The sequence below is a fragment of the Xanthomonas sp. NCPPB 3005 genome, assembly GCF_041228095.2.
In the GTDB taxonomy this organism is placed as follows: domain Bacteria; phylum Pseudomonadota; class Gammaproteobacteria; order Xanthomonadales; family Xanthomonadaceae; genus Xanthomonas_A; species Xanthomonas_A bonasiae.
The window spans coordinates 4,736,589-4,762,074 of record NZ_CP166096.2 but is presented as its reverse complement, the minus strand read 5'-3'; the positions used below and the strand labels follow the sequence as shown (position 1 = coordinate 4,762,074).

22 protein-coding genes are annotated in these 25,486 nt (G+C 70.8%); 7 read left to right on the top strand and 15 right to left on the bottom strand.

Annotated elements, in window-relative coordinates; all coding sequences use genetic code 11:
- Window positions 1-199: 199 nt before the first annotated feature.
- The gene (locus tag AB8810_RS20620) at window positions 200-3,211 is read left to right on the top strand and encodes an EAL domain-containing protein (RefSeq protein WP_369914717.1); all 3,012 of its coding nucleotides are present in this window, start codon (window positions 200-202) and stop codon (window positions 3,209-3,211) included.
- Here the strand turns inward: AB8810_RS20620 and AB8810_RS20615 are convergent.
- The 11 genes from AB8810_RS20615 to AB8810_RS20565 form a co-directional block, all read right to left on the bottom strand.
- Complete coding sequence (locus AB8810_RS20615) at window positions 3,201-4,214, bottom strand: Rieske 2Fe-2S domain-containing protein (protein WP_191825343.1); 1,014 nt, start codon at window positions 4,212-4,214, stop codon at window positions 3,201-3,203. The genes AB8810_RS20620 and AB8810_RS20615 overlap by 11 nt on opposite strands.
- A gap of 88 nt (window positions 4,215-4,302) precedes the next feature.
- The gene (locus AB8810_RS20610) at window positions 4,303-5,457 is read right to left on the bottom strand and encodes a diguanylate cyclase (RefSeq protein WP_369914716.1); all 1,155 of its coding nucleotides are present in this window, start codon (window positions 5,455-5,457) and stop codon (window positions 4,303-4,305) included.
- 343 nt (window positions 5,458-5,800) lie between these two features.
- Complete coding sequence (locus AB8810_RS20605) at window positions 5,801-6,910, bottom strand: hypothetical protein (protein WP_369914715.1); 1,110 nt, start codon at window positions 6,908-6,910, stop codon at window positions 5,801-5,803.
- Entirely contained in the window at window positions 6,907-8,088 is a 1,182-nt protein-coding gene (locus AB8810_RS20600; protein WP_179568878.1) for an ATP-grasp domain-containing protein, read from the bottom strand. Before AB8810_RS20600 ends, AB8810_RS20605 begins: the two co-directional genes overlap by 4 nt.
- Window positions 8,081-8,929 (bottom strand): MBL fold metallo-hydrolase, encoded by an 849-nt coding sequence (locus AB8810_RS20595; protein WP_179568876.1) that lies wholly within the window; start codon window positions 8,927-8,929, stop codon window positions 8,081-8,083. The genes AB8810_RS20600 and AB8810_RS20595 overlap by 8 nt, the downstream gene beginning before the upstream one ends.
- A gap of 166 nt (window positions 8,930-9,095) precedes the next feature.
- Window positions 9,096-10,073, bottom strand: coding sequence for an NAD(P)-dependent oxidoreductase (locus tag AB8810_RS20590; RefSeq protein WP_179568874.1), 978 nt, complete (start codon window positions 10,071-10,073; stop codon window positions 9,096-9,098).
- A 1-nt stretch (window position 10,074) separates the two neighbouring features.
- The gene (locus tag AB8810_RS20585) at window positions 10,075-11,091 is read right to left on the bottom strand and encodes a 3-oxoacyl-[acyl-carrier-protein] synthase III C-terminal domain-containing protein (protein WP_369914714.1); all 1,017 of its coding nucleotides are present in this window, start codon (window positions 11,089-11,091) and stop codon (window positions 10,075-10,077) included.
- 109 nt (window positions 11,092-11,200) lie between these two features.
- A complete protein-coding gene (locus AB8810_RS20580) occupies window positions 11,201-11,647 on the bottom strand; it encodes an N-acetyltransferase family protein (protein WP_369914713.1) in 447 nt (148 codons plus the stop codon).
- 83 nt (window positions 11,648-11,730) lie between these two features.
- Entirely contained in the window at window positions 11,731-12,432 is a 702-nt protein-coding gene (locus AB8810_RS20575; RefSeq protein WP_206259652.1) for a glycosyltransferase, read from the bottom strand.
- Window positions 12,433-12,529: 97 nt separating this feature from the next.
- A complete protein-coding gene (locus tag AB8810_RS20570; protein ID WP_369914712.1) occupies window positions 12,530-13,525 on the bottom strand; it encodes an aldo/keto reductase in 996 nt (331 codons plus the stop codon).
- A gap of 241 nt (window positions 13,526-13,766) precedes the next feature.
- Window positions 13,767-14,849, bottom strand: a complete 1,083-nt coding sequence (locus AB8810_RS20565; RefSeq protein ID WP_179568866.1) for an aldo/keto reductase — start codon at window positions 14,847-14,849, stop codon at window positions 13,767-13,769.
- Between the two features lie 108 nt (window positions 14,850-14,957).
- On the opposite strand from AB8810_RS20565, the gene AB8810_RS20560 reads away from it, so the two are divergent.
- Window positions 14,958-15,860: a LysR family transcriptional regulator gene (locus AB8810_RS20560; RefSeq protein WP_179568864.1), complete on the top strand. Its 903-nt coding sequence runs from the start codon at window positions 14,958-14,960 to the stop codon at window positions 15,858-15,860.
- A gap of 89 nt (window positions 15,861-15,949) precedes the next feature.
- On the opposite strand, the gene AB8810_RS20555 is transcribed toward AB8810_RS20560, so the two are convergent.
- Both AB8810_RS20555 and AB8810_RS20550 read right to left on the bottom strand, forming a co-directional pair.
- A complete protein-coding gene (locus tag AB8810_RS20555) occupies window positions 15,950-16,519 on the bottom strand; it encodes a flavodoxin family protein (RefSeq protein WP_206230435.1) in 570 nt (189 codons plus the stop codon).
- 108 nt (window positions 16,520-16,627) lie between these two features.
- Window positions 16,628-17,536 (bottom strand): LysR family transcriptional regulator, encoded by a 909-nt coding sequence (locus tag AB8810_RS20550; RefSeq protein WP_179568860.1) that lies wholly within the window; start codon window positions 17,534-17,536, stop codon window positions 16,628-16,630.
- A 181-nt stretch (window positions 17,537-17,717) separates the two neighbouring features.
- Here AB8810_RS20550 and AB8810_RS20545 point away from each other — a divergent pair, with 181 nt between their 5' ends.
- From AB8810_RS20545 to AB8810_RS20530, 4 genes are all read left to right on the top strand, one after another.
- Window positions 17,718-18,524 (top strand): class III extradiol ring-cleavage dioxygenase, encoded by an 807-nt coding sequence (locus AB8810_RS20545; protein ID WP_206230436.1) that lies wholly within the window; start codon window positions 17,718-17,720, stop codon window positions 18,522-18,524.
- 108 nt (window positions 18,525-18,632) lie between these two features.
- Window positions 18,633-19,877 (top strand): putative DNA modification/repair radical SAM protein, encoded by a 1,245-nt coding sequence (locus tag AB8810_RS20540; protein ID WP_369914711.1) that lies wholly within the window; start codon window positions 18,633-18,635, stop codon window positions 19,875-19,877.
- Window positions 19,878-20,076: 199 nt separating this feature from the next.
- Window positions 20,077-20,403: a hypothetical protein gene (locus AB8810_RS20535; RefSeq protein WP_369914710.1), complete on the top strand. Its 327-nt coding sequence runs from the start codon at window positions 20,077-20,079 to the stop codon at window positions 20,401-20,403.
- On the top strand, window positions 20,390-21,832 hold the full coding sequence (locus tag AB8810_RS20530; RefSeq protein WP_369914709.1) for a UdgX family uracil-DNA binding protein: 1,443 nt from the start codon (window positions 20,390-20,392) through the stop codon (window positions 21,830-21,832). Before AB8810_RS20535 ends, AB8810_RS20530 begins: the two co-directional genes overlap by 14 nt.
- Before the next feature lie 128 nt (window positions 21,833-21,960).
- Here the strand turns inward: AB8810_RS20530 and AB8810_RS20525 are convergent, their stop codons facing one another.
- Window positions 21,961-22,506, bottom strand: a complete 546-nt coding sequence (locus tag AB8810_RS20525) for a fasciclin domain-containing protein (RefSeq protein WP_369916694.1) — start codon at window positions 22,504-22,506, stop codon at window positions 21,961-21,963.
- Between the two features lie 359 nt (window positions 22,507-22,865).
- Window positions 22,866-23,534, bottom strand: coding sequence for a class I SAM-dependent methyltransferase (locus AB8810_RS20520; protein WP_179568848.1), 669 nt, complete (start codon window positions 23,532-23,534; stop codon window positions 22,866-22,868).
- Window positions 23,535-23,802: 268 nt separating this feature from the next.
- Between AB8810_RS20520 and AB8810_RS20515 the strand changes: the two genes are divergently transcribed.
- Window positions 23,803-25,440 carry a Na+/H+ antiporter gene (locus AB8810_RS20515; protein ID WP_179568846.1) on the top strand — a complete coding sequence of 546 codons (1,638 nt, stop codon included), beginning with the start codon at window positions 23,803-23,805 and terminating at the stop codon, window positions 25,438-25,440.
- Window positions 25,441-25,486 lie beyond the last annotated feature (46 nt).

Here is a 25,486-nt window from a genome sequence, read left to right as displayed (position 1 = left end):
GAGCGCGGGGGGCCATGCTGACGGGCTGTATTGTTCATACATGGCACCGGCATCGCCGGACGTCCCGTACGCCTGTGTCGACGCATCGGGATGGCCGCACACTCCGGCCCGCACCGAGCCTCCGGTCGGTTGGCAAGTACCGGCCCGGATGCTGGAGGGATTCAAGATCGGCACGGTTGAGCCGCTCTATGCAGGACCCATGCAGCGCCGTTTCTCCGCCGCCGACAAGCTCTACGACGTCCGCTTCCGGCAGCGCCTGCGGCGCGCGTTGCGCGCGCCGTTGCGCGCGATCCTGGTCTGGGGCCTGGCGTTGGCGCTGCTGCTGGCGTGCGGGCTGGCCTATGTGCTGGCGCAGGACCGCGCCAACCGCCTGGCCGCGGCGCAGCGGCAGAGCCTGGCGTTGGCGACGGGCGCCGACCGTCTGCTGCAGTTGGAGCTGGACAACCTGAGCCAGGCGCTGCGCGGCGAAGGCATGGGCGCGCAGGCGCTGCTGGCCGACGCGCCGGCACGCGCGCCGGCGCTGATCGAGGCATCGCTGCGCGGCGTGCTGCTGCGGCATCCGGAGCTGCATGGCATTGCGTTGCTGGATGCCCAGGGCCGGCGCCGCTACGGGACGGAGGGCGATCCGGACGTGCGCGCATGGGCGCTGGGTTCGCGCCGCAATGGCGATCAGGTGTTCGTCGGCCCGTATCAACGCCTGGCCGACGGCGAAGCGGTGGTGCGCCTGGCGTTGCCGCTGGCGTCGGGCGATTGGGTGGTGGCGAGCTGGCGGGTCGCGGCGTTGCAGCGCATCGTCGGCGGGGTCGATGCCGGCCGCGACGGCGTGGTCGCGCTGACCGATACGCATGGCCTGCTGCTTGCGGCAAGCAGTCCCGCTGCCGGCACCGACGGTACCCGCGTGCTGCTGCCGTTGGGCCTGGTGCGCGGGCTGCCGCAGGGCAGTGCGTTGGGCATGCACAGCACCGTGTTCGACCGGCAGCCGCGCATGCTGGCGGTCAGTGGTGGACGCGACTACCCGTTGCTGGCGGTGTCGGGGCTGGCGGTGCGCGAAGCGTTGGCGCCGTGGTGGTGGTTCGCCGGCGCTGCGGCGCTGGTGTATCTGCTGTATCTGCTCGGGTTCGCCTTCCTGCTGGGCAGCTTGCGCCGTGCCGAGGACCGCCAGCGGCAGTTGCTGGAGCGCCTGCGCCGCGGCGACGAAGACCTGCGCCTGGCGCATGCGATGGGCGGCATCGGCACCTGGCGGGTCGAGGCCGACCGGCGCCACCTGCTGCTGGCCGAACAGACCGGTACCCTGTTCGGCGCGCCGCAGCTGCGCATGAGCCTGAGCGCGTTCCTGGCCCGGGTGCACGACGACGATCGCGCGCGGGTCGAGCAGCTGTACGACGAGGCGCTGCACGGCAACGGCGAATACAACGTGGTGTACCGCATGCATTCGCCCGATGGCGGCCTGCGTTGGCTGGCCGCGCGCGGCGCGCGGGTGCAGGGCCGCGGCGGGCTGTGCATGACCGGTGCGGTGCAGGACGTCAGCGAGCGGCTCGAGGCGCAGGCGCGGCTGTTGGATGCCGAGCGTCAGTTCCGCCTGGTGTTCGAGCGCAACCCGCTGCCGTTCTGGCTGTTCGCGGTGGACAGCCTGCGTTTCCTGGAAGTGAACCAGGCCGCGATCCGCCAGTACGGCTACAGCCGCGACGAATTCCTGGCCATGACCCTGCTCGACCTGCGTCCGCCCGCCGACGCCGAACGGCTGCTGGCGGACGTACGCAAGCCGCGCGACGGCTTCGACGCGCCCAGCGTGTGGACCCATCGGCGCAAGGACGGCAGCCTGCTGTCGGTGCGGGTGCACAGCGCGGACGTCGACTTCGGCGGCGCGCCGGCGCGCCTGATCCTGGCCGAGGATGTCAGCGAGCGCATCGCCCACGAGCGCGAACTGGCGTTCCGCGCCAGCCACGACGTCACCACCGGGCTGCTCGATCCGCGCGCCCTGGCCGAAGCGCTGGATGCGCGTGGGCAGGCGGGCTATGCGGTGGCGTACGTGCAGTTGCGCGGGCTGGCGCTGATCGGCGACACCCTGGGCCGCGCCGCCGGCGATGCGGTGCGCTGCGCGGTAGCGGCGCGGCTGCGCGGGCTGGGCGAACGGTTCGGCCTGACCGCGCACCAGCCGTCGCAGGATTTCGTGCTGGCGGTCCTGGATCCGCAGCAGCTGCCGCAGGCGCTGCAGGGCCTGCTCGAGGCGATGTCCACACCAGTGCAGGGCGGCGCCTTCACCCAGCAGCTGCAGGCGCACATCGGCGTGGCGCTGTGTCCGGACGACGCCGCCGGCGCCGAGGAAGCCATCGGCAGCGCCGCGCAGGCCGCGCATGCGGCGCAGGCCGACGGACGCAGCGTCGCCCGCTTCGAGCGCAGCATGTCCGCGCGGATCGGCGAGCGCCTGCGCCTGGCCGGGCGCATCCATCAGGCGATCGCGCGGCAGGAGTTCGAGCTGCATTTCCAGCCGATCCTGCGCGCCGATACCGGCGCGCCGCGGCTGCTCGAGGCGCTGATCCGCTGGCCGCAGGACGACGGCAGCTTCATCGCCCCCGACCAGTTCATCCAGTTGTGCGAGGACACCGGGTTGATCCTGCCGCTCGGCCGCTGGGTGATGCAGGCCGCCGCGCAGGCGCGCCGCCAGCTGGCGCTGCACGGCTGGGCCGACCTGCCGGTGGCGGTGAACGTGTCGGCGCTGCAGTTCTTCGACGGCGATCTGGTCGCGGACCTGGTGCAGGCCTGCGCCGCGGCCGGCCTGGCCGCCGACGGCCTGCACCTAGAACTGACCGAGAGCAGCCTGATGCGGCAGCCGCAACAGGCATTGGACGTACTGCGGCAGTTGCGCGCGCTGGGCGTGGGCGTGGCGCTGGACGATGTCGGCACCGGCTTCTCCAGCATGGCCTATCTGCGCGACCTGCCGCTGGACACGCTGAAGATCGATCGCAGCTTCGTCGCCGAGGTGGATCGCGATGCGCGCAACGCCTCGATCTGCGAGGCCTTGCTGACGCTCGGCCGCAGCCTGGGCCTGCAGGTGGTCGCCGAAGGCGTGGAGAACGACGCGCAGTTGCAGTGGCTGCGCGCGCATGGCTGCGACCAGGTGCAGGGCTACCTGCTGGGCCGGCCGGCGCCGCTGGCGCAGGTGCTCGCCGCGCTCGGCGCGCGCGATGCGCCGGATGCGGTCACAGCATGAGGTCGATGCAGTGCGGCGCGCCCGCTGCCGGCAGCGGCTCGCCGTCCCAGTAGCGGCGCAACGGTTCGCGGACCAGGTCCAGCGCGGTCGAGGCGCCGCGCACGCCCGGAAAACGCCGCAGGTTGTGCGCCTGCAACGCGAGCATGCGCCGGTCCTGCTCGCCGACCTTGCGCAGCAGCGGCCACACCAGCCAGCGCACCGCCCATGCCGGCGCCCAGCGCCCGTCCACGTGCAGGCTGGCGAACACCTCGGTGCTGCGCTCGCCCACCGGCGTGAAGTGCAGGCTGATGCGCACGCGGCCGCCACGGGCATAGCGGTATTCGATCTGTGCGGTACCGGGCGCGGCGAAATGCGCGCGCTCCAGCGTGCGCGGCGATTCGAACAACCGGTAGAGCCAGCCGCTCTGCGCGGCCGCACCGACGTAGTCCACGTGGAAGCCTTCGGCGCCGGTCTGCAGGCAGGCGCGCATCGGCGTGCGCGCACCGCCGCGGCGCACCAGTCCCGGATGCAGCAGGTGGGTGTGCAACGGATCGAGGAAGTTCTCCAGCGCATCGACCACGTGCGCCTCCCAGCGCGTGCGCCACAGGAAGCGCCGCGCCGAAGGGTGCAGTTCCTGCACCAGCTGCGCCGGGTGCGCGTCGCCGTCGGGATCCGGGCGCAGCCAGATCAAGCCGTCGTGTTCGCGCGCGGCGAAGGCGCGCACCCGCACCGCCGGCAGCGCCTGTCCGGGCGGCATGCCGGGGATCTCGCGCAGCGCGCCGTCGCGGCCGAAGCGCCAGCCGTGGTAGGGGCAGGCCAGGCCGTCGCCGCTGGCGCAGCCGGCCGACAGCGGCGCATGCCGGTGCGGACAGCGGTCCTCCAGCGCGAGCAGGCTGCCGTCGGCGCAGCGCGCGATCGCCGCATGCCGGTCCATCACCGTCACCGCCAGCGGCCGCTGCCGCAGCGCGTCGGCCCGGGCCACGGCGAACCAGTGTCGGTACAGCGAGGGATGCCAGTCGGTCATGGCCGCTAGCGTCGCATGCGCGGCGTGCCGATGTCTGGATGCACGCGCACGGCGTAGGTGGCTGCGGCGCCCAGGAACGCGCGGCGCGCTACGCGACGATCGTGCCGGTCACCCGGTTGCGCCCGCCGCGCTTGGCCGCATACAGCGCCTGGTCGGCGATGCCCACCAGCTTCTGCCACTCGATCTGCGCCCCGCCGGAAATGCAATAGCCGATGCTGACCGTGCAGGCGACCGCCGTGCCGGACGAGGCCATGATGTCCTGGCGTTCGACCATGCGCCGCAGGCGCTCGGCGATGTCGCGCACCACCGATTCCTCGCCTTGCGGGATTAGTACCATGAACTCCTCGCCGCCCACGCGGGCGAGCACGTCCGGGCTGCGGATATGCCGCGCCAGCGTGTCGGCGATGGCGACCAGGACCTGGTCGCCGGTCGCGTGGCCCAGGCGGTCGTTGATCGACTTGAAATTGTCGACGTCGATCATCAGCACTGCGATCGGCGAGTGCCTGCCGCGCGCCTCCTGCGTGGCCGACTCGCCCTTTTCCCACATGACGCGGCGGTTGGCGACGCCGGTGAGGGCGTCCTGCGAGGCGTGGCGAATCAGTTCCGCGTTCATCTTCCGGGCCAGCATCCACAGGAACCCGGGGGTGATGATCGAGGTCAGGACCATGCGCGCGAGCAGGCCGAATTTCGACGTCGGGTCGAAGCTCGTGTCCGCGAGCGGATGAATCGACCACCAGGCGATGCGCAGCAGCAGCATCAGGGCCCACAGGAAGTGGAACGCGGCAGTGAAGCGCGCCGCGGTGCGTGCCGTCGGGTCGGCATGGCGCCACAAGGCCATGCCGGTGGCAACGGTCAACAGGCCGCGCAGGGTGCAGCCGAAAACCACCATGACCCTGAGATTCTCGCCTCCACTGTGCAGGCAATAGATCTCCGCCGCGCCGATCAGCGCGACCGAGACCAGGATCCAGGGCTGGATCAGCGGCCGCCGCAGATAGGCGTTCACCGCGCACAACTCCAACACCGTGGCGGCATCGATCGTCAGGTTGCCGATCAAACCCAGGGCGGTGGCGTGCGCCGGCAACCCCGCCGGCAGCACGAGTGCGCCAAAGCCAGCCGCGAACGTGGCGTAGCTCAGGCCAAGCAGTAGCAATCCGTCAGTGTGCTTGGCCTTGCGCCCGGTCAAGCGGATGGCGAAGAACAGCGCCGACGACACCGCCGCCAGCATGGCGTTGACGATCAGCAAGGTGCCAGCGTGAGCCAGGTGTGCGATCCATTCCACAGGTCCCCCGATCCACGCCGCAAACGATTTTCAGATGCCGCCCAGTATAGGGCCGCGAGAATATGCGAGCCGCCCGTTTGCAGCGGTTTTCGGGTTGCAAACGTTTCCAAACGCTCCGCGGCACACGAGTCCGTTCGCGCGGACGCCGGGTCGGCGTTGCACGCGCGGCACAGGTCGACGGGAGGGGGCGGTTCGGTCCATCCGGGTTCCTGGTGCTGCCGCTTGGGCTTGCCCTGATATCGGCGGCGGGTACGTGGCCTTTAGCGCTCCACTGCTGCGACCGTCGCGGCGAAGGCATGCCGGTGGTTCACAGCCGATAGCGGCGCATCAGCGGCACGCCGATGCGTTCGGTCAGCGCGCCGAGCGCGGCGATCGGCTGGCGCCGGCGCAGCGGCAGGTGGCGCGCGTCCACCGCGCTGTACTCGATCACCGGGGTGCCGCCGCGCTGGCGCTTGAAGCTGGCCGCGCCGGCGCTCTGGTTGAGCCGGCGACCGTGGCGCAGCGCATGCTCGAAGCCGCAGGCGGTGAGCGTGCGGTACAGCGCCAGCCGCTGCGGCTGCTGCAGGTCGTAGCCGACGATCGGCGCGGTCAGCGTTCGCCCGATGCCGAACAGGCCGGTGATGCAGGCCAGCGTGCCGTCCTCGCCGCGAAAGCCGTCGAAGCGCAGCAGCCCGGCGCGGTGCCAGGCGCGCAGGAACCCGGCGTGGTAGGCCGGATTGCAGCGCGAATACTTGTCCAGGTACAGCTGCGCGTACAGCGCGGCGATGCGCGGGTAGTCGGCCTCGCCGATCGCGTCGTTGCCGCAGCGCTGCAGGTCGGTGCGCGCGGTCAGCTTGAGATCGCGCGCCAGGTCGCGGTGGTGCAGCAGCGCCGGCCAGTCGTCGTACAGATACACCTGGCGGCTGCCGATCAGGGTGAAGCCCTGCGCCTGCAGCGCGTCCAGCCACTGCGGCGTGTCCACCCGGTTCAACGAGCGGAACCACAGCGCGTGGTCCGGCCAGCGCGCGCGTGCGGCGTCCAGCAGGGCGCCCAGTCCTTCGGCCGGCAGCGGCGGGTACAGGTTGGTCGACAGCAGCCAGTTGTTGAGGGTGACCGCGCGGTCGATCCGCGCCCAGTCCAGCCAGGCGCCGATGCCGCCGCACAACCCGCGCAGCGGTGCGGCCAACGCGGGCGGCAACAGGCGCGCGGCCTCCTCGGCGGCGTAGTCGGCATAGGTGGTGCGCGGCGAGCACACCCAGGCGTTGCCCGCACGCTCCTCGCTCACCGTGACCGGCACCGACAGCGTGCCGGCCTGCAGCATGTCGATGCGCGCGTACAGGTTGCCGGCCACGCCCTGCGCATCGCGGCCGGCATGCAGGTCGGCGAAACGCTGCGCCTGCACGGCGTAGTCGATGCCGGCCTCGGCGGCGCCGTTCATGGCGGCGGCAGGGCCTCGCCGTCCCATTCGGTATCGCGGGTGGACGCCTCGCGCACGGTGCAGCGCTGGGCCAGCGCCAGCCGCGCATGGCTGCCCAGGTCGCGCAGCGCACCGGCCAGCGGACGCCGGTCGCCGCGCGGCGCGAGCACATCGTCGGCGCGGGCGTAGTCCTCGCGCCACTGGCGGAGCCGGCCATGACGCAATGCGGCCGGCAGTGCGACGCCGAGCATCATCGGGCCGAGCATCGCCGCGCGCGTCGGCGCCGGGCGCACGAGCGCAGCCGGGTCGCGGCGGCTGCCGTCCAGCGCGGCGACCAGCGGGTCGGATGCGGCGAACAGGTGCAGGCCGCTGGTCGCACGCGGGTTGCATTCGATCACGCTGTAGCGGCCTTGCGCCGAGACGATCCAATCGAAGGAGAGTTGCCCGCTGAAGCGCAGCGCGCGCACCAGCTGCGCGGTGAAGCGCTCGATCTGCGGCGCCGGCGCGGCGTCGAAGTAATAGCTGGAGCTGCGCTGCAGCCGGTAGCGCGGGCGGTACACCGCGTGCGCCAGCAGCACGCCGTCGCGCGCTACCGCGTAGGAGCAGCGTTCCTCGCCGGCGCAATAGCGTTGCGCGACCCAGGCGCCTTGTTCGGGCAAAGGCGGCGCGTCGGTGGGCAGCCCATGCGGATGCACGCGCACGTGCACGCCGAAACGCGAGTATTCCGGCTTCAGCACCAGCGGCGCAGTACCGGCCCATTCGCGCGCCTGCGCCAGGCTGCGCACCTGCACGCTGTCCGGCACGTCCACGTCGGCATCGAGCGTGCGGGCCAGATGCAGGAAGTGCCATTTGCTGTGCAGTGCGCGCAGCGTGTCGAAGGCGTCCACCAGCACGTCCAGCTGCGCCGGCAGCGCCTGCCGGTAGCGGGCCAGGTAGAACACCTCCTCGCAGGTGGGCAGCAACAGCGCGATGCGCTGGCGCGCGACCAGCGCGTTGAGGTCGGCGATGTAGGCGGCCGGGGCGTAGCGCGCCGAGGCGATGCGATGGCTGGCGCTGGCCGCGCGCGACCAGCCGGAGATGCGGCAGGCCACGCTGTCGGCCAGGTGCACGCGCCAGCCCTGCGCGGCGAAGCGGCGCGCCAGGTCCAGCGCCACCGGCGCGCGCGCGCCGGTGATCAGCACCGCCGGCGCGCTAGGCACCGCCGGCCTCGTGCGCGGCCGGCCGCCATTGCCGGCAATGCGAGGGCACCATGCGCAGCGCCGGTTCGGCCAGGCGCAGCGCGTGCAGCCGCGCCAAGGTGTCGCGGTAGACGCGGTGCTCGCCGAGCAGGTGGGTGACCAGCGCCGGCGGCGGCGTGCCGTCGGCGATCGCGGCGCTGGACCAGGCCGCATCGGCGACCAGGAACACCGGCCCGTGCGCGTCCTCGAACCACAGTCCGTAGTGGCCGGGCGCGTGTCCGGGCAGCGGCACCAGCAGCACGCTGCCGTCGCCGAACAGGTCGCGCAGCGTGCCGAAGCCGCGCAGCGCCGTGGGCGCGGCGCACGCCGGCAATGCCTCGAACCAGTGCATGCGTGCGCGTGCGCCGTGCAGCAGCGCCGGCAGGAAACCTTCGCGCAGCGCCGCCAATCGCCCGCGCCGTTGCAGATCGTCCCAGGCCTGCTGCGCGCAGGCGATGCGCGCCTGCGCGAAATCGGCCACGCCGCCGACGTGGTCGCCATGGAAATGCGACAGCACGATCCAGTCGATCGCCGCCGCGTCGATGCCGTCGCGTGCAAGCTGTTCGCGCAGCGATTGTCCCGGCGCCAGATGCACCGGCGTCAGCACGCGGTACAGGCGCTCGGGGAAGCGCGCGGTAGCGGCGAGGAAGTGCTGCGAGTAGCCGGTGTCGAACAGCAGGTTGCCATGCACCGGATGCTGCAGCAGCGCCGCCAGCGCCGGGAACTGGCAGGGCGCCAGCGTCGCGCCGCGGCGCGTGGCGCGTTCGGGATGGGTGCAATGCCCGGCTTCGTACAGCCGCCAGCGCAGCGTCGGTGCGCTCATGGGCGTTCCTGTCCGGCCGCGCAGTGCGTGGACGATGTTTCGGTCGCGGCGCTTTGGCGGGCCAGTCGCGTCGGGACTGAAGCCCCTCCCACACCTGCAGACGTGCGCGCGCCTGCGTCGGCGGGCGATGCCGGGCAGGCCTGGCCAGGCGCTTGCCGGGGTTGCTTCACGTGCGCGCCAGGGCCGCGATCCCGGCCTCGGTGGACAGCACCGGCGCATAGCCGAGTTCGCGCCGGGCGCGGCCGATGTCCAGCGTCTGCGAATAGCCGAGCACGCCGATGCCGTAGCGGCTCAGTCGCGGCTCCGGTTGCCCGCGCCGGCGCAAGGCGATCTGTTCGCCGACGGTGGCCAGCGCCAGGGCCACGCGGCGCGGCACCGGCAGCAGGCGCACGCGCAGCTGCAATGCCGCGAACAACGCGGTGAGCAGGTCGCGCACCGCGATCGGCGTGCCGTTGCTGATGTTGTAGGCGCGCCCGTCGCCGAGGTGTTCGGCGCGCAGTGCGGCCAGCGCCGCGGCCACCGCGTTCTCCACGCAGCACACGTCGATCATCGCGCGTCCGCCGTGCACCAGCGGGAACCAGCCGCGCTGCGCCACTGCCAGCAGCCGCGGCACGATCGCATTGTCGCCGTGGCCGAACACCGCGCGCGGACGCAGCACCAATGCCGGCAGCCCGGCCGCGGCGGCGGCGCGCACTTTTTCCTCCGCCTCCCACTTGGTCTGCGGATAGCCGCCGATCCAGCGCGCCGGCGGGGTGAAGTCCTCGGTGACCTGGTACTGGTCGGCGAAGCGGAAATAGATGCTCGGCGAACTGAAATGCACGAAGCGGCGCACCTGCGCGCGCTGCGCGGCGGCGAGCATGCGCTCGGTGGCGACCACGTTGGCCTGGCGGAACAGCTCGGCGCTGGCCCACGGCGCGGACAGCGCGGCGCAGTGGATCACCGCGTCGCAGCCAGCGAGCAACGGTGCCAGATCGTCGCGGCACAGCTCGGCGCGGACCACGTCGATGCGCGGGTCGCCGGCGAAGGCGGCCAGGGCGGCGGCATTGCGGCCGCTGGCGCGGACCTGCGCGCCTTCGGCGGCGAGGGCGCGGACGATGTGCGCGCCGATGAAGCCGGAGGCGCCGGTGACCAGGATGCGCGCCATGTCAGTACCTCAGCACCGCGCCGCCGAACGCCAGCCCGGCGCCGGAGCCGATCAGGCCGATCAGGTCGCCGCGCACGATGCGGCCGTCGGCGATGGCCTGGTGCAGGGCGCTGGGGATCGAGGCCGCCATCTGGTTGCCGCGTTCGCCGATCACGTCGACCAGCGTGTGTGGCGCCAGCCGCAGGGCGACCTGCAGATGCCGCAGCGCCTTGGCGCTGGCCTGGTGCGGCACGATCCGCTGCAACTGCGGGAGTTCGACGCCGGCCTTGTCCAGCAGCCGCTGCAGGAACCCGGGCAACTTCGCCGCGGCGAGCCGGTAGGTGGCGCGGCCGTTCATTTCGAACAGCGAGCCGGCGCGCAACGCGTCGATGCCGTGCTCCAGGCGCAGACGGGTGCCGCCGGCGCGGACCCGGCAATGCTCGATGCCTTCGGAATAGGTTTCCAGGTGCGCGGCCAGCAGCTGCGAGCCGCTGTCGCCGCTGTCCGCGCCCAGCACCACCGCCGCGGCGCCGTCGCCGAACAGCGGTGCGGTGTCCATGTCCTCGCCGTTGAGGCCGACGCTGGCGATCTCGCTGGACACGATCAGCACGCGCCGGTAGCGGCCGGCGGCGATCGCGCAGGCGGCCAGGTCCAGCGCGGCGATGAAGCTCAGGCAGGTGGCGTTGATGTCGAACGCGGCCAGTCCGCTGCCCTGCAGGCCGAGGCGCGCGTGCAGCAGCGCGGCGCTGCACGGGATCGCCTGCTCCATCAGGCTGCAGGCGGAGATCACGCAATCGACCTGGTCCGGTTCGAGCTGCGCCGCCGCCAGCGCCGCGCGCGCGGCGCGTTCGCCCATCAGCGAGGCCGGTTCGTCGGCGCCGGCGTAGTGGCGCACGCCGACCCCGGCATGGCGCAGGGTCCAGCCGGCGGGCTTGCCCCAGCGCTGGTCGAAGCTGTCCGAGGCCACCTTCCGCGCCGGCAGATAGTCGCCTGTGCCGAGGATGCGCACCGCGATGGGCCTGCTGGGGTCGACGGTCATTGCGAAAGCTCGCGCAAAGGGGGCGCAGCGTACTGCCAGCGGATCGGCGCCGGCAACCGCGCTCGGGAAGATCGCGCCGCCGCTTGCGGCTGGCGATCTCAGACAGTCCTCAATCGCGCAGCGACTTGGCGAAATATCTGGGCGCTTCGACAAAGCCTTCCCGCCGATAGAAGGCGTGCGCCCGTTCGCGCCGGCCATGGCAGTGCACCTCCAGGCGGTCGCAGCCGCGCTGCCGCGCCAGCGCCTCGCCTTCCGCCAGCAAACGCTCTCCCACCCCGGCGCCGCGCGCGCGATCGTCGACGCAGAAATAGCTGATGCGGCAGATGTCGCCGGCCAATGCCAACTGCGGCAGGAAATGCAGCGACAACACGCCCAGGACGCTGTCCCCTGCGGCGGCCACCAGCAAGGCCTCGTCCGGATGCGCCAGCAGCTGCGCCAGGCGGGCTTCGATGAAGTCCTCGGTTCCGGCATAGTCCAGCGCCGCCATCAGCGCCACGATCGCCTGCCGGTCCGCCATCGCCGCGTTCCTGATCTCCAGGTTGCTGTTCTCGCCCATTTGCAGAGAGTAGGAAGTCGCCCGCGTTGGGCGCAAGCGCTTTGCCGGCCCGACGCAACCTGTGCGGACATGGGCGGCGCGGCCTAGCGGCCGCGGCGCTGCCCGTACCAGAAGCCCAGCGCGTCGCGCGAGCGCAGCATGCCGCGGCCGCGGCGCAGCAACTGCAGCAGCAGGCCCAGGTGCTCGCGCTTGCTGAAGCTGCGCAGTTTGCGGTCGGAGGTGTGCACCGGCTCGCGCAGGATCGCGAAACGCCCGCGCCGGGCCAGCGCGCGGCTCAGCGCCACGTCCTCGCCGGCGTAGTAGCGCTCGTCGAAGCCGCCGGCGGCGTCGAACGCGCTGCGCGTGCAGAACAGGAAACAGCCGGGGGCGATGCCGGTGCGGCGGAACAACCAGCCGAACAGGGCTTGCGCCACGCGTTCGTGCCAGGCGACGTTGCCGAGCAGCTGCACCTGCGCGCCGCCGCCGACCGCGCCGGTGTGCAGCGCGCGCAGCGCCGCCGCCAGCAGCGGCGTGTTGACGCGGGTGTCGGCATCGACGAACAGCAGGTAGCGGCCGTGGCTGGCGGCGGCGCCGGCATTGCGCGTGGCGGCGATATGCCGCAACTGCACGTCCAGCACCTGCGCGCCATGGCGGCGCGCGATCTGCGCGGTGTCGTCGCTGCAGGCATCGGCGACGACCAGGGTCTCGTAGTCCAGCCGCAAGGCTTCGGCGGCGATATGCAGCGACGCCAGGGTGTCGCCGATCAGGGCGGCTTCGTCGTGGGCGGGAACGATGAACGAGATCACGTCCGGCATCATGCGACGCCGGCGCGGCGCGGGCAAATCGGCCCGCGCCGCGTCCCGGCCGGCCGCAGGCGCGGCGCGGCCGGATCGCAGCGGCTGGTCAGCGCTGCAGTGTCGCCATCATCGCCGGCGGGTAGCGGGTGCCGGCGGCGGCGTCGGCCGGGAAGATCGCCTCGATCTGGGCCAGATCCTCGGCGCTCAGCGTCACCTGCAGCGCGCCCAGGTTCTCTTCCAGGTAGGCCAGGCGCTTGGTGCCCGGGATCGGTACCAGGTCCTCGCCCTGCGCCAGGACCCAGGCCAGCGCCAGCTGCCCGGGGGTCACGCCCTTGGCCTGGGCCAGCGTGCGCACCTGTTCCACCAGTTGCAGGTTGCGGGCGAAGTTCTCGCCCTGGAAGCGCGGCGAATGGCGGCGATAGTCGTCGGCCTCGAAGTCCTCCGGCGAGCGGATCGCCCCGGTCAGGAAGCCGCGGCCCAGCGGCGAGTACGGCACGAAGCCGATGCCCAGTTCGCGCACCGTGTCCAGCACCTGGTCGCTCTCCGGATCGCGCGACCACAGCGAGTACTCGCTCTGCAGCGCGGTGATCGGATGCACCGCATGCGCGCGGCGGATGGTGCCGGCGGCGGCCTCGGACAGGCCCAGGAAGCGCACCTTGCCCTGTTCCACCAGCCGCGCCATCGCCCCGACGGTGTCCTCGATCGGCACGTTCGGGTCCACCCGGTGCTGGTAGTACAGGTCGATGTGGTCCACGCCCAGGCGCTGCAGGCTGCCCTCGCAGGCGGCCTGCACGTACTCGGGGCGGCCGTCGACGCCGCGCATGCTCGGATCGTTGGGATCGAGCTTGATGCCGAACTTGGTGGCCAGGAACGCCTGGTCGCGGCGCCCGGCCAGCGCCTTGCCGACCAGCACTTCGTTGGTGTGCGGGCCGTACATGTCGGCGGTGTCGATCAGGGTGACGCCATGGTCGAGCGCGGCATGGATCACCGCGATCGAGGCCACGTCGTCGTTGCGGCCGCCGTAGAACGCGCTCATGCCCATGCAGCCGAGGCCGAGGGCGGACACGCGGGGGCCGTTGCGGCCGAGAGTGCGGGTTTGCATCGGGAAACTCCTGTTGCGAAGTGGGAGGGACGGGAGAAGAAAAGACGCGGCGCGGACGCGGTCGTCGCGGGGCAGGGAGGATGCGGGCGCGACGCGGCGGTGGGTTATCGCGATCGCGCAGGATCCTTGTCCGATCCTGCAAACGTGCCGCCGCGCCGCGATCTGCGCAGGCGCCGACCATGCCATGGCCGACGTTTGCGCACAGTCAGTGCCGCGTTCGGTCACGCGTCGGCGCCGCGGTTCAGATCGCCGGCGTACGTGGGCGCAGGCGGGTGCCGCCGGACACCAGGTGTCGCGGCATCGGCAGGCGCACGAACGCGTGCGGGAACGGATGCGCCACCGCGCTGACCGCGTCCAGCCGCTGCAACTGCGCCGCGTCCAGTTGCAGCTCCAGCGCGCCGAGGTTGTCGTCCAGCTGCGCCAGGGTGCGCGCACCGACGATCGGGATCGCGCCGCCGCCCGGCCGCTGCAGCAGCCAGGCCAGCGCCACCTGCGCCGGCGAACGGCCGATCTCCGCGGCGACCTGCTTGACCACATCGGCGATGTCCAGCGCGCGCTCGGTCAGCATTTCGTGCGCATGCGCGGCATCGCCGCGTTCGGCGCCGGCCTGGCCATCGGCGGCGCGGCGCTGCACCGCGGCCAAGTCCTGGCGGCTGTACTTGCCGGTCAGGATGCCCATGGTCAGCGGCGACCAGGCCAGCACCGCGAGCCCGAGCGCCTCGGCCATCGGCACCAGCTCGGCTTCGACCGTGCGCTGCGCCAGGCTGTATTCGATCTGCAGCGCCACCAGCGGCGACCAGCCGCGCAGGTCGGCCAGGGTCTGCATCCGCGCCACCTGCCAGGCCGGCGTGTCGGAGATGCCGGCGTAGACGATCTTGCCGGCGCGGACCAGGTCGTCGAAGCCGCGCATCACTTCCTCCACCGGCGTGGTGTCGTCCCAGATGTGCAGGTACAGCAGGTCCAGGTAGTCGGTGCGCAGCCGCTTCAGGCTGGCCTCCACCGACTGCAGCAGGTTCTTGCGGTGGTTGCCGCCGCCGTTGGGATCGCCGGGGAAGGGGTTGAGGGTGTACTTGCTGGCGATCACCAGGCGGTCGCGGCGGCCTTCGGCGAAGGTGCCGAGCAGGGTCTCGGAGCTGCCGTTGGTGTAGGTGTTGGCGGTGTCGATGAAATTGCCGCCAAGCTCGACATAGCGCGCGAACAGGCGGCTGGCTTCGGCGGCGTCGGCGCCCCAGCCCCAGTCGTTGCCGAAGGTCATCGTGCCCAGCGAGATGGGGCTGACGCGCAGGCCGGAGCGGCCGAGCAGGCGGTAGTGGTCGAGCGACATGAGGAGCTTCCTGGCAAGCGGATCGGACCGCGGGAACGGCAGGATGCGCCGCCCGACCAGGTAGATAAACTGGCATAGTCTGCATCTTCCTTGAAGTTGAGCTTCACAATGGCTGCCAGTCCCCTGCCTGCCGTGGTCGCCTTCGCCCGCGTCGCCCACCACGCCAGCTTCACCCGCGCCGCCGACGAACTCGGCGTCTCGGCCTCGGCCCTGTCGCAGACGGTGCGTGCGCTGGAAGCGCAACTGGGCGTGCGTCTGCTGCACCGGACCACGCGCCGGGTGGCGCTGAGCGAACACGGCGCGCGCTTCCTGGAACGGGTCAAACCGGGTCTGGCGCAGATCGAGGCGGCCTTCCTGGACCTGGATACGGTGCGCGAACGCCCGGCCGGGCGCCTGCGCATCACCCTGCCGCGGGTGGTCGCCGACCAACTGGTGATGCCGTGGCTGCCGTCGTTCCTGGCGCGCTATCCGCAGATCGAAGTGGAGCTGTGCGTGGACCCGGCGTTGGTGGACGTGGTGGCCGAGGGCTTCGATGCCGGCATCCGCCTGGGCGAATGCCTGGCGCGCGACATGATCGCGGTGCCGCTGGGGCCGATGCAGCGCCAGGTGATCTGTGCGGCACCGGGCTATTTCCGACGCCATCCGCCGCCGCAGACGCCGGCCGACCTGGTCGAGCACGACTGCATCGTGCATCGCATGAGCAATGGCCGGCGCATGGCCTGGGAGTTCACCCGCGACGGCCGCGATTTCGAAGTGGAGGTGACCGGTACCCTGGTGTTCAACGACAGCGGCCTGACCCATGCGGCGGCGCTGGCAGGGCTGGGCCTGGCGCAGGGCTTCGAATCGGTGGTCGCCGCCGATGTCGCCGCCGGCCGTCTGGTCCGCGTGCTCGACGACTGGCAACAGCCTTTCGCCGGCTTCTATCTCTACTATCCGGCGCGCGAACACCTGGCGCCGAAGCTGCGCGTGTTCATCGACCATTTGCGCGCGGCGAACGCGGCGGCGCAGTAGCCGCCGCGTCCGTTCGTGTGCGGCGCCGACACCGGTCGCGCAACCGCGCAACCGGCGTCGCCCGCACGGCGGGCGACGCCGTGCGCGGCTCAGCCTTTCAGCTTGGCCGCGTATTCGGCCACGCGCTTGCCGAGCAGCCTGGCGGTCTCCAGGTCGCCGGTGCGCGGCGCTTCCTCCGGCGAGGCGTCCGACGGCGAGATCGCCAGCGCGCCGCCGGAGCCGGCGGTCCAGTTGGTGTCGGCCGGGCCGTGCGCCTTGGTGTTGGCCGGCAGCAGGCCGGTGCCGACCCAGACCTGGCCGTGCTGCTGCGACAGGGTCCAGAAGTATTCGATGGTGGAGAACTTGTCGCCGTTGACCGAGGCCGAGTTGGTGAAGCCGGCGGCGACCTTGTCCTTCCACGCCTGCGCGAACCACGGCTTGGAGCTGGCGTCGGCGAACTTCTTGAACTGCCAGGCCGGGCCGCCCATGTAGGTCGGGCTGCCGTAGACGATCGCATCGGCCTGGCCGATGGCTTCCCAGGCGCTTTCCGGCAGGTTGCCGTCCTGGTCGATGCGGTACAGCGTGGCCTCGCCGACGCTGGCGGCGCCGGCGTGCACCGCCTCGGCCTGCTTGACGGTATGGCCGTAGCCGCTGAAATAGACGATGGCGATCTTGCTCATGGGCGAACTCCTGAAAGAAAGGGGGATGAAGCGCGGGCATTGTGCGCATGCGCCGCCGCTTCGATCAGCGCCACGTGCGGGATGTTGTGTCCGAGCGGTGGCCGCGGATCAGGGTGCCGCGGCGGCGTGCATCTCGCGTTCGATGCCGACTTCGACCAGGTAGTCGATGAAGCTGCGCACCTTCGGCGCCAGGTGGCTGCGGCTGGCATAGACCGCGTAGACGCCGATCGGGGCGAGCCGGTGGTCGGGCAGCACCCGCACCAGGCGGCCGTCCTCCAGCGCGTCCTGGGCGATGAAGTCCGGCTGCAGGACGATGCCCATGCCGGAGATCGCGGCCTCGCGCAGCACGTCGCCGCTGTTGGCGCGCAGCCCGCCCTGCACGCGAACCCGGGTTTCGCCGTCGGGGCCATGCAGGACGATCTCGTCGAGCGGCATGTAGCTGTAGGTCAGGAATTCGTGGCCGGCGATGTCGGCGGCCAGGCGCGGCATGCCGGCGCGTTCCAGGTAGGCCGGCGAGGCGCACAGATACGCCTGCACCTCGCCGAGCTTGCGTGCGATCAGGGTCGGGGTGACCTGACGGGTGATGCGGATCGCCATGTCGTAGCCTTCCTCGACGATGTCCACCATGCGGTCGGACAGCGACAGGTCCAGCGCGACCTGCGGATAGCGCGCCCGGTAGCCGGCCAGCCGCGGTCCCAGCCGGGCGATGCTGAAGCTGAAGGGCGCGTTGATGCGCAGGGTGCCGGACGGGGTCAGCGCCTGCTCGCCGACCGCCGCCTCCATGTCGTCGAACTCGGCCAGCAGCACCTGGCAGCGCTGGTAGTAGGCGGTACCGACGCTGCTCGGGCTGACCCGGCGCGTGGTGCGGTTGAGCAGGCGCAGGCCCAGCCGCTTCTCCAGCCAGGCGACCTGCCGGGTGACGCTGGCGGTGGACATGCCCAGCGCGTCGGCGGCAGCGTTGAAGCCGTTGCGGTCGACCACGGTGACGAACACGCGCATCGCTTCCAGCGTATCCATTGTTGCCGTTCCCGAAATAGATATCCGGGCGCAGGGTAATTTATCCCCCCTCGTGACGGGAATACCCTGTGGATCTGCCGCCATGGCCCCTGCGATCCAGGGCCACGCGTGCCGGCGCCGCCGGCCCCGGCAGTGTCCTGATCGGCGGACGCCGCGCCTGATCCCCCCTGGAGAACCTGTCATGTCCCGTCTGCCCTCGCTGTACATCTCGCATGGTTCGCCGATGACCGCGCTGGACCCGGGTCTGGTGGGCGTGCGCCTGGCCGAACTGGCGGCGGCGTTGCCGCGTCCGCGCGCGATCGTGGTGGCGTCGGCGCACTGGCTGGCGCGGCGGCCGCTGGTCGGCGCGGCGGCGCAGCCGCAGACCATCCACGATTTCGGCGGTTTCCCGCGCGCGCTGCACGAGATGCAGTATCCGGCGCCGGGCGCGCCGGCGCTGGCGCGCGAGGTCGCCGAACGGCTCGAACGCGCCGGCCTGCAGCCCTTTGTGGACGAGCGCCGCGGCCTGGACCATGGCGTGTGGGTGCCGTTGTCGCTGCTGTACCCGCAGGCCGACATCCCGGTGCTGCCGCTGTCGATCCAGCCGGAACTGGGCCCCGCCCACCAGCTGGCGATGGGCCGCGCGCTGGCGCCGCTGCGCGACGACGGCGTGCTGCTGGTCGGCTCGGGCAGCATCACCCACAACCTGCACGACTTCGGCCGCTACGCCGAGGGCAAGGACGCGCCCTACGTGCGCCCGTTCATCGAGTGGGTGGAACAGGCCTTGCGGCGCGAGGACCTGCCGGCCCTGCTCGACTACCGCCGCCAGGCGCCGTTCGCCGAGCGCGCGCATCCCACCGACGAGCATTGGCTGCCGATCTACTTCGCGATGGGCGCCGCCGGCGAAGAGGGGCTGGGCGCGCAGCGCATCGATGCCGGCATCGATGCCGGGCTGCTGGCGATGGACCTGTACCGGTTCGACGGCGCGGTGCAGCGCGCCGCGGCCTGAGCGCGACCGCCGCAGCGCTCAGGCGCGCGCCTGAGCGATTCATCGCGGTGAAGGAAAACACGCCTCGCCGTCTCACAGGCTGAGACGGCCAGCGGGCATCGTCCACGCGTGAATACCCTCGAAAAGCTCGCCGTGCTCGCCGACGCGGCCAAATACGACGCTTCCTGCGCCTCCAGCGGCGCTGACAAGCGCCATTCGCTGCGCAGCGGCGGCATCGGCAGCACCGAGGGCATGGGCATCTGCCATTCCTACACGCCCGACGGCCGCTGCGTGTCGCTGCTGAAGATCCTGCTGACCAACTTCTGCGTGTTCGATTGCGCGTACTGCGTCAACCGCGTGTCCAGCAACGTGCGCCGCGCGCGCTTCGCCCCAGCCGAAGTGGTCAAGCTGACCCTGGATTTCTACAAGCGCAATTACATCGAGGGCCTGTTCCTGTCCAGCGGCATCATCCGCAACAGCGACTACACGATGGAACAGCTGGTGGAAGTGGCGCGGCAGCTGCGCGAGGAGCACCGCTTCGCCGGCTACATCCATCTCAAGACGATTCCCGATGCGGCGCCGGAACTGCTGGCCGCGGCCGGCCGCTATGCCGACCGGCTGAGCATCAATGTCGAGCTGCCGACCGAACAGGGTCTGACCCGGCTGGCGCCGGAAAAGAGCGTCGGCGGCATCCGCGCGGCGATGGGCGAGCTGCGCTGGCGCATCGAGGAAAGCAAGGAGGCGCGCAAGGCCGAGCGCAAGCTCAGCGCCAAGCCGCCGCGGTTCGCGCCGGCCGGGCAGAGCACGCAGATGATCGTCGGCGCCGACGCTGCCGACGACCGCGCGATCCTGCGCACCAGCCACAATCTCTACGGCAATTATCGACTGCGGCGGGTCTACTACTCGGCGTTCAGTCCGATTCCGGATGCATCGTCGAAGCTGCCGCTGCAGGCGCCGCCGTTGCAGCGCGAGCATCGTCTGTATCAGGCCGACTGGCTGCTGCGGTTCTACGATTTCTCGGTGGAGGAGATCGCGCCGGAGGCGGCCAGCGGCATGCTCGATCTGGATGTGGATCCGAAGCTGGCCTGGGCATTGCGGAATCCGGAGCGGTTTCCGGTCGATCTGAATACGGCGGCGCGGGAGATGTTGTTGCGGGTGCCAGGCCTGGGCACGCGCAATGTGGAGCGGTTGTTGCTGTCGCGGCGGCATGCGCGGTTGCGGATCGAGGATCTGGCGCGGTTGCGGATGCCGATGAAGAAGGTGCTGCCGTTCGTCAGTGTGGTGGATCATCATCCGCGCCGGCGTTTGGACGATCCGCTGCGGTTGCGGGCGCAGTTGGCGCCGGCGCCGCGGCAGGGTGGGTTGTTTGATTGACTCTGTGCTGTGGCGCTGTGGGGGCTGGGTTGTTGCGCTGTTGGCCGCAGCTGCGACCGCAACTGCAACTGCAACTGCAACTGCAGAGGCAGTAGCTGAAGCAAGAGCAAGATCAAGAGCTTTCGCGCCGGTCGGCGCGAGTCACTTTTGTCTTGGCAAAAGTAACCAAAACCGCTCCCGCCCGACACGAGCCGGTGCGATGGAGCCGCACCGGTCCCCTGCGCTCCTCGCGGCGAACGGCACGGCGCCCAAACTCGCTTCGCTCAAACAGGGGCGCCTCTTCGGCCGCTCGCCACTGCGGTGCTCGGCTCGCTTTAAGGCGGGAAGTTTTAAAAGCAAGATCACCGGCAACAGCAACAGCAACAGCAACAGCAACAGCAAAAACAACAACAGCAACAACAGCAACAACAACAACAACCGCTGCTGCAACGGCAACCACGGTTGTTGCTGTGGTGATGGTGGTGCTGGTGTCTGTCGCGTTGGTGTTGGTGGGGGGATGCGGGGGCTGGGTCGTGTTTCGGGCTGAGGTGGTGCCGGCGTGGAGTCTGGAGGCGTGGCGGGCGGCGGCGCGGGCGGCGTGGTGTGCGCAGGTGGCGCCGGAGATGTTGGTCTGGGAAGGGGATGCGCAGGGCGGGTTGCTGGCCGGGACCGATGTGGCCACGTTGCCGTCGACGGTGGCGCCGCCGCGGGTGTCCGCCGAGTTCCTGGCGTTGGCGGGGGCGGTGCTGTGCCATCGCGATCCGCAGCGGCTTGCGTTGCTGTATCGGCTGTTGTGGCGGATCGCGTCGGGCGAGCGGGCGCTGTTGCAGCGGGTCACCGATGCCGATGTGCACCGGGCGCAGCAGTGGGCGCAGGCCGTGCGCCGCGACAGCCACAAGATGAAGGCGTTCGTGCGCTTCCGCGAGGTGCCCGGCGAGGCCGAGGCGTTCGTCGCCTGGTTCGAGCCGGAACATCGCATCGTCGATCGCGTCGCGCCGTTCTTCGCGCGCCGTTTCGCCGGCATGCGCTGGGCGATCCTGACCCCTTACCGCAGCGTGCGCTGGGATGGTGCGGCGCTGCAGTTCGGCGGCGGCGCGCAACGCGCCGATGCGCCGGCCGACGATGCGCAGGATGCGTTGTGGCGCACCTACTACGCCAACATCTTCAATCCGGCAAGGCTCAACCCGGACATGATGCGCCAGGAGATGCCGCAGAAGTACTGGAAGAACCTGCCGGAGACGCAGTTGCTGCCGGGTCTGATCCGAGATGCCGGGCAACGCGTACGCGAGATGGCCGAGCGCGCGCCGGAGCCGGTGCGTCGGCGCATTCCCGCGCCGCCGCCGCCGGTGGTGGTCGATGCCGATGGCAGCTTCGATGCGCTGCGCGCCGCGGCGCGCGAGTGCCGGCGTTGCCCGCTCTGGCAGCCGGCCACGCAGACCGTGTTCGGCGAGGGGCCGCACGATGCGGCGGTGATGGTGGTGGGCGAGCAGCCCGGCGACGAGGAGGACCTGAGCGGGCGGCCGTTCGTCGGTCCGGCCGGGCGCCTGTTCGATCGCGCGCTGCACGAACTCGGCATCGCCCGCGCCGGGCTGTACGTGACCAACGCGGTCAAGCACTTCCGCTTCGAGCAACGCGGCAAGACACGGCTGCATCGCAATCCCGAACGCGCGCAGGTCGAGGCCTGCCGCTTCTGGCTGGCCGGCGAGCTGGCGCGGGTGCGGCCGCGCATCGTGCTGTGCCTGGGCGCGACCGCGGCGCACGCGGTGCTCGGCAACGGCTTTGCGCTGATGGCGCAGCGCGGGCAGTGGCAGGCGCTGGCCGACGGCACCCGTGCCCTGGCCACCGTGCATCCGTCATGGGTGTTGCGCCAGCGCGGCAACGATGCGGTCGATGCCGCCTATCGAGGCTTCGTGCAGGACTTGCGCGTTCTTGCAGAACAGATGCAGACGCCGCGCGCAGCCAGTGCCGACGACTGACCGTCTGTGCGCGTTCGCCCGCCATTGCAGCGGGCAGGCCGCGCCGTCTGTCGCCATTCGCATGCACGGCGCAAAACGAGGACGGCCAAAGCCGTCCTCGCGATGCCAATGCACTCCCCGAGGTGTGCTTACGGCATCAAAACCTTGTCCACCACATGGATCACGCCATTGCTCTGCATCACGTCGGCGGTGGTGACGTGGGCGGTATTGCCCTTGCTGTCGGTGAGGGTGACCTTGCCGCCGCGGGTCTTGGCGACCAGCGTTTCGCCCTGCACCGTGGTCAGCTTGGCGCTGCCGCCGCCGGCCTTGATCTGCGCCAGCAGCGTCGCCGCATCGAGCTTGCCGGCGACCACGTGATAGGTCAGGACCTGGGTCAGCTTGTCCTTGTTTTCGGGCTTGAGCAGCGTGTCCACCGTGCCCGCCGGCAGTGCGGCGAAGGCGGCGTTGGTCGGTGCGAACACGGTGAACGGGCCTGCGCCCTTCAGCGTGTCCACCAGGCCGGCGGCCTTGACCGCGGCGACCAGGGTCGTGTGATCCTTGGAGTTGACCGCGTTGTCAATGATGTCCTTGGTCGCGTACATCGGGGCGCCGCCGACCATCGGATTCGGCTTGGCCTCGGTCATCGCGGCGTGGTCGTGCATCGCGGCTTGGCCGGTGGCGGCCATGGCGGGCATCGAGACGAGGCCGGCGAGGGCCAGGGCCAGCAAGTGGATCTTCATGGGTTTGCTCCTTTAGGGGATGCGCGGCCAGTCGACCGTGCACACGCTTTACGGGCGCAGCGCTGGCGCGGTTGCATCACGCCACCCAGATAATGATGAATGCGCATCGCGGGCGGGTATGGCCCCCGCGCGCCAAGGGCACTCCGGCAAGCGTGCCTGCGCAGAGGCTGCGCACACGCTGCAGCCAGCAAGACCGCGCGCGGCGACGGGCTCGTGCCCAATGCCGCACCGCAGGTGTTGCGTCGTTGGGGACTCACGCAGGCAGCGCCGCCTGCCAGCGTGGGCAGGCGGCGGACGGACACAGCGCCGTCGGCTCAGCGGCGCTGCAGCACGTAGCTGTTCTCGAACCCATGCGCGCAGCCCAGCACATGGAAGTCGTTGAAGTAGCCGGTGGCCCTGAGCAGGTCGACCGCGGGCCCGACTTCCGGCGAATGCTGGTGGTCGCCGTAGTCGTCGAACACCACGAACCCGCCGCTCACCACGCTGGGCGCATACAGCAGAAAATCCAGCAGCACGTTGCGCCCGGTGTGGCCGCCGTCGATATGCAGCAATGCCACTTCGGGTTTCATGTTGTAGAAGTGCTGGGCGCAGAACTCCGAGTAGCCGCGGATGAACTGCGCATTGGGCAGCAGCAGCTGGCGATAGTGGTTGAATTCCTCGAACTGGTTCGGCAAGGCGAACGGGTCCAGGCCGATCACCCTGCGCTGGCGGTTGCTGACCTCGTTCATCAGCACCAGCGACTTGCCCTTCCACACCCCGATCTCCACCAGGTCGCCCGGAATGCCCTCGAGCAGCAGGCACAGATAGCCCAATAGCCGCACATGATCGTGGAACGACAGTTCGCGCCGCGGCATCGCCTGTTCGGCGGGCAGGGTCGCCTGGGCCTGCTCGAAATGCTGGCCGATCAGGGTCCAGATCTGCGAGACGCTGTCGCCGACCGCCTGGTCGTCGATGAAGGTGTTGAGCTCTTGAATGGTCAGCATGGAGTCTCCGACGGCGACGCTGCGGGGGTTTCGGTGTGGGAATGGGGCGGATCGATACTATCGCGTGCCGCGGTGCGGCCGGGTAGCGCAGCTTGCGCCGCGACCTCGGCACGGCGCCAGCGGAGTGTGTGCGGGCCGCTGCAGACGCGCCGCCGGCTTAATGCCGCGCGCCGCTGTCACTGGACATCGCGCCTGCGGTGCGCTTTGCTTGCCGCTTCCCCCATTCATGGTGCGGTGCCGGCGGTGCGGCACCGCCGTCCGGACGAGCATGCATTCGATCGAAGTGGTGTTGGCGATGTTGCTGGCGGTGGTGGCCAGCGGCTATCTGGTCCGCGTGTTGCCGTTCTCGCTGCCGTTGCCGCTGGTGCAGATCGGCCTGGGCGCGGTCATCGCCGGGGTGTTCAAGAAGGGGTACGCGCTGGAGCCGGAGCTGTTCTTCCTGCTGTTCCTGCCGCCGCTGCTGTTCCTGGACGGTTGGCGCATCCCCAAGCAGGGCCTGTTCCGCGACAAGGGCGCGATCCTGGAACTGGCGCTGGGGCTGGTGGTGTTCACCGTGGTCGGCGCCGGTTTCCTGATCCACTGGATGATTCCGGCGATGCCGCTGGCGGTGGCGTTCGCGCTGGCCGCGGTGGTGTCGCCGACCGATCCGGTCGCGGTGTCCTCGATCGCGGCGCGGGCGCCGATTCCGAAGCGGCTGATGCACATCCTGGAGGGCGAGTCGCTGCTCAACGATGCGTCGGGCCTGGTCTGCTTCCAGTTCGCGGTGGCCGCGGCGATGACCGGCGCGTTCTCGCTGGCCGACGCCTCGCTGACCTTCCTGTGGGTGGCGCTGGTCGGCGTCGCCGCCGGCGTCGGCGTGACCCTGGGCGCGAGCCTGGCGCAGCGCTGGATCTGGCGCCAGGTCGGCGAGGAGCCCGGCGCGGCGATCCTGGTCAACCTGCTGCTGCCGTTCGCCGCCTACCTGCTGGCCGAGGCGATCAACGCCTCCGGCATCCTCGCCGCGGTCGCCGCCGGCATCAGCATGAGCTACGTGGAACTGAGCGGCCGCGCCCCGGGCAGCATGCGCGTGCAGCGCTCGGCGGTGTGGGACATGGTCCAGTTCACCCTCAACGGCATCATGTTCGTGCTGCTCGGCGAGCAGTTGCCGGGGATCGTGCAGGGCGCGGTGCACAACATCGACGAGGCCGGACACCTCAATCCGTGGTGGCTGCTGGGCTATGCGCTGGCGATCTATGTCGGCCTGCTGTTGCTGCGCTTCGTGTGGGTGTGGCTGTCGCTGCGCTGGAACCTGCTCAAGGCGCGGCGCCGCGGCGAGGCGCATCTCAGCCCGCCGTGGCGGATCGTCGTGGCGGCCTCGCTGGCCGGCGTGCGCGGTGCGATCACCCTGGCCGGCGTGCTGACCCTGCCGCTGCTGCTGCCCACCGGCGCCGCGTTCCCGGCGCGCGACCTGGTGATCTTCCTGGCCAGCGCGGTGATCGTCACTTCGCTGCTGGTCGCCAGCGTGGCGCTGCCGCGGCTGCTGCGCGGCCTGGAACTGCCGGAGGAACCCAGCGACCGCCTGGAGGAGGACCTGGCCCGGCGCGAATCCTCGCGCGCGGCGCTGGCGGCGGTGGAGAAACTGCGCCAGCGGCTGGTCCACGACAGCGAACATGCCGATCTCTACAACGAGGCGGCGATCCGGGTCAGCGCCCTGTACCAGCGCCACCTCGACCATGGCGAGGCGATGGAGAGCGACCCGGAAGAGGCGCGGCGGCTGGACGACGTGCTGCGCCAGCTGCGCCACGCCGGCCTGCAGGCCGAACGCCAGGAGCTGTTCAAGCTGACCCGCCAGCGCAAGATCTCCGACGAGATCGCGCGCCGGCTGATCCGCAACCTGGATCTGCTGGAGGCGCGGCGGAAGAATTGAGGGCTGGGAATGGGGAATAGGGAGTAGGGAATAGGCGAGAGCGTCG